Annotated in this window: 11 protein-coding genes; 3 read left to right on the top strand and 8 right to left on the bottom strand. The window is 72.0% G+C overall.

What is annotated here, in order from left to right:
• Positions 1–1031, top strand: a 1031-nt coding sequence (locus VET29_RS19505) for a penicillin-binding transpeptidase domain-containing protein (protein WP_324922371.1), incomplete at its 5' end; no start/stop codon positions are given.
• Between the two features lie 39 nt (positions 1032–1070).
• On the opposite strand, the gene VET29_RS19500 is transcribed toward VET29_RS19505, so the two are convergent.
• The 4 genes from VET29_RS19500 to VET29_RS19485 all read right to left on the bottom strand — a co-directional run bounded on the left by VET29_RS19500 (position 1071) and on the right by VET29_RS19485 (position 4401).
• Positions 1071–1535 carry a hypothetical protein gene (locus VET29_RS19500; RefSeq protein ID WP_324922369.1) on the bottom strand — a complete coding sequence of 155 codons (465 nt, stop codon included), beginning with the start codon at positions 1533–1535 and terminating at the stop codon, positions 1071–1073.
• 37 nt (positions 1536–1572) lie between these two features.
• Positions 1573–2463 carry a 3-hydroxybutyryl-CoA dehydrogenase gene (locus tag VET29_RS19495; RefSeq protein WP_324922367.1) on the bottom strand — a complete coding sequence of 297 codons (891 nt, stop codon included), beginning with the start codon at positions 2461–2463 and terminating at the stop codon, positions 1573–1575.
• Positions 2464–2472: 9 nt separating this feature from the next.
• Positions 2473–3471 carry a ketoacyl-ACP synthase III gene (locus tag VET29_RS19490; protein ID WP_324922365.1) on the bottom strand — a complete coding sequence of 333 codons (999 nt, stop codon included), beginning with the start codon at positions 3469–3471 and terminating at the stop codon, positions 2473–2475.
• Positions 3472–3627: 156 nt separating this feature from the next.
• Positions 3628–4401, bottom strand: a complete 774-nt coding sequence (locus VET29_RS19485; protein ID WP_324922363.1) for an AfsR/SARP family transcriptional regulator — start codon at positions 4399–4401, stop codon at positions 3628–3630.
• A gap of 316 nt (positions 4402–4717) precedes the next feature.
• Between VET29_RS19485 and VET29_RS19480 the strand changes: the two genes are divergently transcribed.
• Positions 4718–5305: an ester cyclase gene (locus VET29_RS19480; RefSeq protein WP_324922361.1), complete on the top strand. Its 588-nt coding sequence runs from the start codon at positions 4718–4720 to the stop codon at positions 5303–5305.
• Between the two features lie 10 nt (positions 5306–5315).
• Positions 5316–6140, top strand: coding sequence for an SDR family NAD(P)-dependent oxidoreductase (locus tag VET29_RS19475; RefSeq protein WP_324922359.1), 825 nt, complete (start codon positions 5316–5318; stop codon positions 6138–6140).
• Positions 6141–6285: 145 nt separating this feature from the next.
• Here the strand turns inward: VET29_RS19475 and VET29_RS19470 are convergent, their stop codons facing one another.
• The 4 genes from VET29_RS19470 to VET29_RS19455 form a co-directional block, all read right to left on the bottom strand.
• Positions 6286–7845: a succinic semialdehyde dehydrogenase gene (locus VET29_RS19470; RefSeq protein ID WP_324922357.1), complete on the bottom strand. Its 1560-nt coding sequence runs from the start codon at positions 7843–7845 to the stop codon at positions 6286–6288.
• A complete protein-coding gene (locus VET29_RS19465) occupies positions 7842–8597 on the bottom strand; it encodes a thioesterase II family protein (protein WP_324922355.1) in 756 nt (251 codons plus the stop codon). Before VET29_RS19465 ends, VET29_RS19470 begins: the two co-directional genes overlap by 4 nt.
• Before the next feature lie 2 nt (positions 8598–8599).
• Complete coding sequence (locus tag VET29_RS19460; protein WP_324922353.1) at positions 8600–10462, bottom strand: type I polyketide synthase; 1863 nt, start codon at positions 10460–10462, stop codon at positions 8600–8602.
• On the bottom strand, positions 10459–11869 hold a 1411-nt coding region (locus VET29_RS19455), incomplete at its 5' end, for a ketoacyl-synthetase C-terminal extension domain-containing protein (protein ID WP_324922351.1). The genes VET29_RS19455 and VET29_RS19460, both read right to left, overlap by 4 nt.

Raw genomic sequence — 11869 nt, 5'->3', positions numbered from 1 at the left:
CGACGCCGGCGGACCCGGCCGTCGCGCCGGGGCTGACCCCCGCCATGGGCCGGGTCGTCGGCGGGCATGGCGGCTGGTCCGTGGCCCTGGTCGACACGGCGGGCGCGGAGGTCGAGGTCCTGTTCGGCACCAGGACCGCGCCACGGGGCACGACGCTCTCCGTGCCGGTGCAGAAGGCGGCGCAGGCGGCGGTCGACACGCAGCAGAACCCGGCGATGCTGGTGGCGATCCAGCCGTCGAGCGGCGGCATCCTGGCCGTGGCGGCGAACTCCGCGGCGGGTGAGTCGCCGCTGACCGGGCTGTTCCCGCCGGGTTCGACGTTCAAGATCGCGACCGCGGCGGCGCTGGTCGAGTCCGGGGTCGCCGACGTCGACACGGTCGTCCCGTGCCCCGGCTCGACGCGGGTCAACCAGCGGACCATCGACAACGCCGGCTTCGACCTGCCGGACGGCCCGCTGCGCAGGGCGTTCGCGATGTCGTGCAACACGACGTTCGCGATGGAGGGCGCGAAGCTGCCGCCGGCCGCACTGGGCGACGCGGCCGACCAGTTCGGCCTCGGCGCCGACTTCACCATCCCCGGCATCGACACCGAGACCGGCAGCGTGCCCGACCCGCTGAACGGGACCGAGCAGGTGGAGAACAGCATCGGTCAGGGCCGCGTGCAGGTTTCGTGCCTCGGCCTGGCGCTGACGACCGGGACGGTGGCGGCCGGCGGGGCCGTCACCCCGCAGCTGTGGCACGACCAGCCGACGACGGTCAACGTGGGCTACCAGGCGCCGCCGGCCAACGTGATCCGCTCACTGCGCACGATGATGCGGGACGTGGTGACGTCCGGGCGGGCGAAGGGCCTGGCCGGCTACGGGCAGGTGTACGGCAAGACCGGGACGGCCGAGGTGGGCGCCGGCGAGCCGGCGCACGGGTGGTTCGCCGGCTACCGGGGAGACGTCGCGTTCGCGGTGCTGATGGAAGGCGGCGACACCTCGGCGGTGGCCGTGGACGTGAGCGGCCGGTTCCTGGGGGCCGTGGGCTGAGTCAGGTCGCCGTGGTGGGACCACGGTCCGGTGCGCAGGTCAGGCCGCCCGCACCCAGTCCGTGAACGCGGACAGGTCCGGCAGGACGACCGTGGCGAAGGCACGCACCAGGAAGTCGCCGGACTCGCCCGTGATGGCCACCACCGTCGCGCCGCCTCGGCGGGCGGCCTGCAGCTCGGCGGTCGCGTCGGTCACGCTCTCCGGCGTCGGCAGCAACGCGACGCACACCTGGCTGCCGGCCGCCAGGTCGGTCAGGCGGTGGAACTCCGCCACCCGGTCCGTGCCGGCCGGGGCCGACGCGCGGTGCCACGTCTCCACCGGGTCGTGCACCACCGCATGTGGCTCCCTGGCGCGGATCGCGTCGGCCAGGCGCCGGCGCAGTGCCCGGTCGACGTCGTCGCGGCGCACCGCCTGCGTCAGGCCGACCAGGTAGTAGGCGCGCCGCACCGACGGCACGCCCGCCCGCATGCGCATCCGGTACTCGGTGAAGTCCACCACGGTCATGCCGCCCCCTCGCTCCGTGGCCGTCGGTGCGCTCCGCTCATGCTGCTGCCGCCCTTTCGGTCGAAGCCGGCGTGTAGTCGTAGAAGCCGCGACCGGACTTCTTGCCCAGCAGCCCGGCCGACACCATCCGCGCGAGCAGCGGCGGCGGCGAGTAGTGCGGCTCCCGGTACTCACGGTAGAGCGACTCGCTGATGGCCTGGACGATATCCAGTCCAATCAGGTCCGAAAGGCCGAACGGCCCCATCGGGTGCGCGCAGCCCAGCTTCATCGCCTTGTCGATGTCGGCCATCGAGGCCACGCCCGACTCGTACACCCGGATCGCCGACAGCAGGTACGGGATGAGCAGGGCGTTCACCACGAAACCGGACCGGTCCTTGGTGCGGACGACCTGCTTGCCGAGCACGTCGGTCACGAACGTCTCCGCGGTCGCGACCGTCGACTCCTCGGTCAGCACCGAGCCGACCAGCTCGACGAGCGGCAGCACGGTCACCGGGTTGAAGAAGTGCGTGCCGACCACCATTCCCGGCCGGTCGGTGACCCGTCCGAGCTGGACGATCGGGAACGACGACGTGTTCGACCCGAGGATCGCGCCGGGATCGGCGACCACCTTGTCCAGCGTCGCGAACACGTCCAGCTTCACCAACTCCTGCTCGGGGCCGGCCTCGATGACGAACTGGCGGTCGGCGAAGTCGGCCAGGCTCGCGGTGAACGACACCCGCGACAGCGCCGCGTCCCGCTCCGCCTCGGACAGCTTTCCCTTGCGCAGCTTGTTGTCCAGCGAGGTGACGAGCTTGCCGCGGCCGTCCGCCACCCGGCTCGGGCGGGACACCGCGACGAGCACGTCGAGCCCGGCACGCGCGCACACCTCGGCGAGACCGGCGCCCATCACCCCGCAGCCGACGATGCCGACGCGTCGAATCCTGTTCATCGCAGATTTTCACTTTCCTTGTCGCACGGCCCAGCGCAGCAGGCACGCGCCCATGGATATGCCGCCGCCGAAACCGAGCAGCAGGACGAGTTCGCCGTCCGCCAGCCCGCCGGCCCGGTTCGCCTCGTCGAGCGTCACCGGGATCGCGGCGCTGCCGACGTTGCCGTACTTCTCGACGGTGCGGTGGGTCCGCGCACCGCCCAGCCCGCACCGCCGCACGAGTTCCGCGAGCAGCACGCCGTTCGCCTGGTGGGGCACGACATGGGCCACCTCGTCGGCGCTCACGCCCGCCTGGGCCAACAGCTTGTCCACGAACGGCGGCACCTCGTGCAGGACGATCTCGGTGACGTCCCGGCCGTCCATCCGGAAGAAGTGCCCGCCGTTCGCCAGCGTCTTGGTCGACGCCGGGTGCCGGCTGCCGCCGGCCTCGACCCTGATCAGGCCGTGCGCGTCGCCGCGGCTGGCCAGGTCGAAGTCGATCACGCCGCGGGACGGCGGGACCGCGCCCACCACCGCGGCACCCGCGCCGTCGCCGAACAGGACCGCCGTGCGGCGGTCGTCGAAGTCGAGGATGCGGGAGTAGAGGTCGGCGCCGACGACCAGCGCGTGCGCGCCGGGCCGGTGCGAGACCAGGGTGCGGGCCAGGACGAGCGCGTGCACGAAGCCGGCGCAGACCGCGTTGACGTCGAAGCAGGCCGCCCCGTAGGCGCCCAGCCGGTCCTGCACCAGGCAGGCCGTGGGCGGCTGGGGGAAGTCGGGGGTCGACGTCGAGACGATGAGGAAGTCGATGCGGTCGACCGAGACTTCGGCGTGCTCCAGTGCGCGCACCGCCGCGCGGGCCGCCAGGTCCGAGGTCGCCTCGCCGGGTTCGGCGAAGTGGCGGGACCTGATCGCGGTCTTGCGTTCGATCCACTCGGCCGTGGCGCCGGGGACTCGCTGGGCGATCTCATCGTTGGTGACCGCCCAGTCGGGCACGTACGAGCCGGTACCGAGAATTCCGATGGACACCGCGGCCTCCTGGCGTGGACGTCACCTCATGGTGCATCCCGCGCTTCGCGGCGCGCAATCGGCGCACTCCCGATTCCAGTGGGCATTATCCGGGAATGGACGGGAAAATGACCGGGTAATGGGTCCAACGTGGAGAATTCATGTCCGCCCGCCGGCTCAGGCGTAGGCGGGCACCTGGAGCGACGAGTGGTGGTCCAGGATGCGGTGCTGCAGGGCCTGCAGTTCGGGACCGGGCTCGATCCCCAGACCGTCCACCAACGCGTTCCTGGTCCGGCGGTAGACGTTCAGCGCGTCGACCTGACGGCCGGAACGGTAGAGGGCCAGCATGAACTGGACACACAGGCGTTCCCGCAGTGGCTCGGCCGCGGTCAGCACCTCCAGCTCCGGGGTGATCTCGCGGTGGCGCCCGCACTGGAGCTCGGCGTCGAAGCAGTCTTCCTGCGCCGTCAGGCGTTCGTCCTCCACCGCGCTCAGCTCGGACCAGACGGTGCCCTGCTCGACCAGGTCGGCCAGCGCCCTGCCGCGCCAGAGGCACAGTGCCTCGCGGAGCAGGTGGGCGCCGCGGACGGCCGCGCCGGAGCCGACCGCGTCGCGTCCTTTGTGGACGAGCGAGCGGAAGCGGTGGATGTCCGTGTCGTTCTGCGCCACGTGCAACTGGTAGCCGGGGGCATGGGTGACCAGTTCCGCCGAGCAGGTCTGCTCGGCCGAAGCCAGCACGCGGCGGATCGCGGACACGGCGTTCTGGACCATCTTGCGCGCGGTCGACGGGGGCTGTCCGTCCCACAGCGCGTCGAGCATGCGGCTGTTGGGGACCACCTGGTTCGCGTGCAGGAGGAGGTAGCCGAGTACGGCACGTTGCTTGAGCCCGCCGAGGTCGACGGGTGTCGCGCCGTCGGTCACCGCCAACGATCCGAGCACGAAGAATTTCATGGTTATTTCTCTCCGAACCAAGGGCCTGAGAATTCATGGTCACACGTCCGGTCACTGGCAGGGAACCCCTCCGACCCACCGCCGAAATTCATGACCATGGTTTCCGAAGATCAGTCTGTTTTCGACTAGCCGCAGGTCAGGGTGGCCGTTCCAGCGGCCGGCATGAAGAACACATATGCCCGCCATGAGGCGGTGAGGGGAAAGTCAGGCACTTTCGCATCCCGGCGGATGACCGCAGCACTGGCCGGTCCACGACGCGCCGCCGGAGAATTCTTGACCAGCGACACCGGAATCCCGGCAGGAGGAACAACCAACCATGGCCACACCGATATCGAGGGCCTCGGCCAAGAAGTCCGGAGGACTCGACCCGGCGTTCTTACAGGACTGGGCCGACCGGAACCTCGCCGCCTGGGACGCGCTGGACGCGGAGGCTGTCGCGGACACCTGCACCGACGACGTCGTGTGGATCGACCCGAGCGTGCCGTACCCCGTCCGGGGACGGAAAGAGCTGGTCAAGCTCATCAACGCGTTCGCCACGTCCTACCCCGACCTCAAGGTCACCCGGGTGAGCGAGCCGATCCCGTCGCCGGTCGAGGCGCTGGGGATCGCCCGCTACACCATGACCGGGACGCTGTCGAAGGACTGGCCGTACACCGGCCTGGCCGCGACCGGGCAGTCCATGAGCGTCCGGTGTGTCGACGAGTGGCAGTTCCGGGACGGGTTGCTGGCACACAACGTCACCATCTACGACTGCCTGTTCACCGCGCGGCAGTTGGGGATCGTGCCGCCGCCGGGCAGCATCGGGTCGAAGGTCATGAGCAAGGTGCAGCGCATCCGGGCACGCAAGCTGCGGGAGCGGGCCGCCTGCCCGGCCTGCGGGTACCAGAAGCACCACCACCACTGACGGGGATCTCATGAAGCTTGTCGGCCGTACTGTTCTGATCACCGGGGCGTCCAGCGGAATCGGCGAGGCCGTGGCCCGGGCGGCGCATGCCCGTGGCGCGACGGTCCTGCTCGTGGCCCGCGGTGAGACCAAGCTGAAGGCGCTGGCCGCGGAGCTGGGGATCCGGGCGCACGTGTACGCGTGCGACGTCGGCGACCCGGAGGCGGTCGGCCTGCTGGCCGAGTCGGTCCGCGCGGACGGTCGTTCGGTGGACGTGCTGGTGAACAACGCGGGTTCCGGGCGGTGGGTGTCCATTGAGGACGCGTCGCCGGAGGAGCTGCTGGACATGGCGAAGGTGCCCTACGTGGCGGCGTTGCTGATGACCCGTGCCTTCGTCGGCGACATGATCGAGCGGCGGTCGGGGCGGATCGTGACCGTGAACTCCGGGGTCTCGCGCGCGGTGTGGCCCGGCGCGGTGGGGTACGCGAGCGCGCGGTGGGCACTGCGCGGACTGGACCTGGCACTGAAGAGCGACCTGCGCGGCACGGGTGTCGGCGCGACCGAGATCGTCATGGGGACGGTGAGCAGCAGCTACTTCGAGAACAACCCCGGCTCGGAGGAGCACCTGCCGAAGATCGCGCGGATGGTGCCGGTCATCACCCCGGCGGCGGCCGCCGAGGCGATCTGCAGGGGAATCGAGCGCGGACGGGGTACGGTGATACCGACGGCCCAGCTCAAGTGGGTCGCGTGGTCCAGCCAACACATGCCGCGGATGAACCACTTCATGCTTTGGCTGACCGGGGCACGCCGCTCCGCCCGGCGGCGCGCCCCGGTCAGCCCTGCCACACCGAGCTGACCACGCCTGCCGTCAGGGGCCTCTCCGGGTTTCGTCCGGAGAGGCCCCTCCTTTTTTTCCGCTCTTTCCTGACAACGCGAACGCACGGGTCTGCCCGTGCTCAGTGGCCTGCCGCCGCGGGAGCGGCGGCAGGCCGTCGGCCGGGTTACTTCAGGCGGAGTTTCTTCATCAGCTTGTAGATCGTCGCCACCTGGTTCGCCTGCTGTTCGTGGGTCTGGCCCGGCTTGGGGTCGAAGCTGATGCCGTGCTGGCTGGCGACGATCTGCACGTCGCACAGTGTGAGCAGACCCTGCTCACCGTGCCGGCGGCCGTAGCCGGACGCCTTCCGGCCGCCCATCGGGGCGTCGTAGGAGATGTGGGTGGACACGTAGCCCTCGTTGATGTTGACCGCGCCGGACTTGATCTGGGCCGCCAGCTCGTGGGCGTGCTCGACGTCCTTCGTCCAGACGCTGGCGTTCAGGCCGTACTTCGTGTCGTTGGCCAGGCGCAGCGCCTCTTCCTCGGTGCTGAACGGGTAGACCGACACCACCGGGCCGAACGTCTCCTCGGTGTGGATCTCGCACGCCGGCGTGACACCCGTCAGCACCGTCGGCTCGTAGAAGTACGGACCCAGGTCGGGCCGCGCGCGGCCGCCCACCTCCACCTTCGCCCCGTGGCCCACCGCGTCGGACACGTGGCCGGCCGTCTTGTCGAACTGGCGTTGGTGGGACAGGGAGCCGATGTCCACGTTGAAGTCGAACCCCGGGCCGATCTTCAGATCCCGGGTGTGCGCGACCAGCCGGGACAGGAACTCGCCGTAGAGCGACTCGTGCACGTAGATCCGCTCCGCGCACAGGCACATCTGACCGCCGCTCACGAACGCCGCCCTCGCCAGCGCGGGCACCGCCTTGTCCAGGTCCGCGTCCGCCAGCACCAGCGTCGGGTTCTTGCCCCCCAGCTGCATCGTCGCGCCGATCATGCGCTTCGCCGCCTCGACCGCGATCCGCTGCCCGGCCGCGTTGCCACCGGTGAAGCACACGTGGTCGGCACCCTCGATCAGTGCCTCGCCGATGTCCGACGGCTCCCCCACCACGATCTGCCACAGGCCCGCGGGCAGGCCCGCCTTGATCATCAGCTCGCGCGCCAGCAGCGGCGCCAGCGCGGTCTGCGTGTCCGGCTTGAACACGACCGCGTTGCCGGCGACCAACGCGGGGATCACGTCGCAGATCCCGTCCGAGATCGGGTAGTTGAACGGCGCGATCACGGACACGACGCCCTTCGGGTGCCGCAGCTCCGTCACCCTCGTCGCGAACGGGAGACCACCCTTGCGACGCCGTGGCGCCAGCACCCGCGGCGCGGTTCGCCCGTAGTACAGGGCCATGCCGGCGCAGTCGATCGTCTCCTCGAAGGCGATGAACCTCGTCTTCCCGGTCTGCGCCTGGATGAGGTCCATGATCTGCTCGTTGCGCAGCATGATGTCGTGGTAGCGCAGGAAGACCTTGGCCCGCTCCGCCACCGGGGTGGCGGCCCAGCGCGCCTGTGCCCCCCGGGCCTTGGCGAACGCCGCCTCGACATCGGCGGGGGTGGACGTGCGCACGTCCACCAGCGGCTCACCGGTCCACGGCGCGATGGTCGTGACGGTGGGGCCCGTTCCGGTCAGCTGGCCCGCGAGGTGCTTGGCGAACGCCTCGGGCAGCAGCGGCTTCCGGCTGATTGACAGGGTCACGGTTCTTCCTTCCGGTGCTTGAACGCTCGCCGAATCACGGCCAGCAGGCCACTCGCGTGGTGTTCGGTGTAGAAGTGCCCGCCGGGGAACAGGTGCGTCTCGAACCGGGCGCTGGTCAACGCGCCCCACGCACGCAGCTCGGCGGGGCGGGCGCGTGGGTCGTCGGCGCCGCCGAACGCGGTCAGCGGCACGGGAAGCGGCGACGGCGCGGCGTGCCGGTAGGTCTCGTTCAGCGCGAAGTCGGCCCGCAGCACGGGAAGGAACACCCCGAGCAGCCCCAGGTCGTCGAGGACCACGTCCGGGGTGCCGCCCAGGGCACGCAGGTGTGGGACCAGCTCGCCGACCGGCAGGTCGTGCAGCGTCGGCCGGTCGTAGGGCACGTGTGGCGCCGTGCGGCCGGACACGAAGAGGTGCGCCGGTGGCCGGCCCTCGGCGACCAGCCGGTGCGCGAGCCGGTAGGCCACCAACGCGCCGGCACTGTGCCCGAACAAGGCATAGTCGCCGGTGAACTGGTGGCCGGTCGACGCGACCACGTCGTCCACACAGGACTCCACGTCGTGGTGGGCCGCCTCGCGGAACCGTTCCGACCGCCCCGGCGGCTGGACCGGGCACACCACCAGCCGGCCACCCAGGCCCCGCCACGACCCGAAGCTCGCCGCCCCGCCCCCGGCGTGCGGGAAGCAGAACACCCGCGGCAGCAGCGTATCCGGCTCCCCGTAGGGCAGCCAGCGGTTGGCGGTGGCACGCGTCATGGTCAGACGGCCCGCCTGCCGGCCGCGTCGGTGGGCGGGTCGATCCAGTAGCTCGTACGCTGGAAGCCGTACCTCGGCACGGCGACCTTCCTCGGGCACCGGCCCTCGTGGTGGGCGTGCCAGTCGATGTCCACACCGGACAGCCAGAGCTCGGCGAGCACGTCGGCGGCGCGGTCGCCGGGACCGGCCGCCAGCGCCACGTCGTCACCGGCCCGCACACATGTCAGCGCCTCCCCGACGACCTCCTCCGGGCCGGTCAGCGTCACCGCCCGGCCACGAGCCGCCTCGACCCGGGACCGGACGCGGTCCGACCGCAACGCCGTCACGGCGTCCTCGGCCGACGACACCACGACCGCTCGCCGGTGGGGGAACACCTTCCGCCCGACCTGCAACGTGAACGCCACGTCGGCTATGTCCACACCGGACTCACCGAACTCGCCGGCGAGCATGGCGGCCAGCCGCTCCCCCGCCGCGTCGGCCGCCTCCTCGGTGCGGGCCGACCACACCAGCACCTGGTGCTCCCTCGGCGGCATAGCGCCCGAGCGGGACGGTTCCGGCGCCTCCTCGACCACCACGTGCGCGTTCGCCCCGCCGAGGCCGAACGCGCTCACGCCGGCACGGCGCGGTCGCGCACCACGCGGCCACGGCCGCGCCGAGGTGACGACCTCGATGCGCCCCCCGGAGCGGGCCAGCTGCTCGTTGGGCCGCTCGTGGTTGATGGTCGGCGGGATCTCGTCGTGGGTCAGCGACAGCGCGACCTTGATCAGCCCGGCGACACCGGCCGCGCGGTCGAGGTGCCCGAAGTTCGGCTTCGTGGAGCCGATCGCGAGTGGGGAGTCGGTGAAGACCTGCTGCAGGGCGGCGACCTCGACGGTGTCGCCCAGCGCGGTGCCGGTGCCGTGTGCCTCCAGGTAGTCCACGTCGGACGGATCGAGGCCGGCCGCGGCCAAGGCCTCGGCCACGACCCCGGACTGACCGGCGACCCCCGGCGCGGTGAACGCAGCCTTGGCCGCGCCGTCGTGGTTGACCGCCCAGCCCCGGATCACGCCGTAGATCCGGTCCCGGTCGGCGACCGCGTCGGCGAGCCGGCGCAGCACCACGACGCCGAGGCCGTTGCCGGTGCCGTGCGGGGTGCCCTCGCCGGTCGCGTCGAACGAGCGGCACCGACCGTCGGACGAGGAGATGCCGCCCGGCTGGTAGAGGTAGCCGACCCGGTGCGGGACCTCGACCGCGACGCCGCCGGCGAGCGCGACGTCGCACTCGCCGGTGAGCAGGCTGCTGCAGGCCACGGACACCGCGACGAGCGAGGTGGCGCAGTAGGCCTGCACGTTGAACGCCGGCCCGGTCAGGCCCAGCTTGTGCGCGACCCGGCTGGTGAGCGAGTCCTTGTCGTTGCCGAGACCGATGCCGAGCTTGCCGGCCCCGGTGACGAGCTCCTTGTGCAGGATCAGGTTGTAGATCATGTAGGTGCTCTGCTGGCAGCCGGCGAACACGCCGACCAGGCCGGGTGCGCGGTCGGGGTCGATGCCGGCGTCCTCCAGCGCGTGCCACGCCCCTTCGAGGAACAGCCGCTGCTGCGGGTCCATCAGCGCGGCTTCCTGCGCCCCGTAACCGAAGAAGGCCGCGTCGAACAGGTCGATGTCGTCCAGCACGGCGGCGGCCGGCACGTACGCCGGGTCGGCGATCAGCTCCGGGTCCTCGCCGGCGGCGAGCAGCTCCTCGGGACTGAACCACGTGACGCACTCCCTGCCGGCACGCAGGTTCCGCCACATCTCGTCGACGTCCCGGCTGCCCGGGAACCGCCCGGCCATGCCGACGATCGCGATGTCGGTGGCCGAGTCCGGCGGCGCCAGCTCCGCGGTCATGACGCCCGGTTCCTCGCCTGCGCGATGGCCCTCCTGCGGGCCCCCCGCGCGGACTGTGTGTCCACTGTGGACGTCTGGGCCGCGCCGGCGAGCATCATGTCGATCAGCTCCGCGGACAACGCCACGGTCGGCCGTTCGAACAGGCTGGCCGCGGGCAGGTCGATCTCGAACCGCTTCGCCAGCTGGTTCATCACGCCGAGCCCGAGGACCGAGGTGCCGCCCAGCTCGAAGAACGGGTCGTCCACGCCGATCGCGTCGACGCCGAGGAAGCTCTGCCACACCTCGGCGACCGCGCGTTCGGTCGGCGTGCGCGGCGCCAGGAACGGGACGGCGATGTCCGGGCGGGGGAACCGCTGCCCCGCCACCTCGACGATCGCGTCACCGGGCGCCCACGTCGACGGCATCGTCCGCTCCGGCCAGAACCTGACGCGCTGGAACGGGTACGTCGGCAGGTCGGCCAGGCGCCCGTCGGGCCAGGTGACCGCGACGCCCCGCTCCCACAGCCGGCCCAGCTCGGCGAGCCACTCCGCGCGGGTGCCGAACCGCGGCGTGACGACGACGTCCACCCGGCCGGCCAGCTCCTCGGCCGAGGCCGCGACCGGGATGCGCGGCGCCGTGCCGGCTCCGGCCGGGATCGGCGTCGCGCCGCCGTCGAGCGCCCGGGCGAGCGCGAGCCCGTCGGCGACCGTCCGCGTCCCGGCGAGGCAGTCCGCCGCGTACGCGCCGACCCCGGCGCCGAACACCGCGGCCACCGGGACCCGGGTACGCAGCAGCGTGCCGAGCGCGTACTCGACCGCGAACGCCGCCGCGTGCGCACCGGCGCCGGCCGGGCCGCCGCATTCTTCCAGTGCCGCGAGGAAGGCCGGTTCGGCCAGGCCGGCGACCGACGCGAGGGCGGAGTCACCGGGCAGCAGGAGTCCGACCGCGACCTTGCCACCGGGGGTCTCCACGCCGGTGATCTCGCCGCGCAGCGTCGTGATCGCGTCCGGCACGTCCCGGCAGAGCACGGCGTGCCGCGTCCGCAACGCCGCGCGTCCGGTCTGGACGGTGTGGGCCACGTCCACGAGCGAGAGGTCCGGGGTGGCCGCCAGGTGGTCGGCGAGTTGGGCCGCCACCGCACGCAGCGCGGTGTCCCCCGTGGCGGACAGCGTGAGCAGCTGCCACTCCGGCGCCGCGACCGCCTCGACGGCCGGTGCGGGCGCCTGCTCGACGATCACGTGCGCGTTCGTGCCGGACCAGCCGAAGGCGCTCACGCCGGCCCGCCGCGGCGCGTCGGGCGCGCCACGCAGCTCCTGGCGCTGCCGCACCGGCCGGACCGGGCCGTCGAGGGTGACGACGGGGTTCGGCGTCTCCAGGTGCAGGTTCGTCGGCACCTCGCCGTGCTTGACCGCCAGCACCGCCTTGATC

It is taken from the genome of Actinophytocola sp., from assembly GCF_035634895.1.
Classification (GTDB): Bacteria; Actinomycetota; Actinomycetes; order Mycobacteriales; family Pseudonocardiaceae; genus Actinophytocola.
This window is presented reverse-complemented; position numbering and strand designations above follow the sequence as displayed.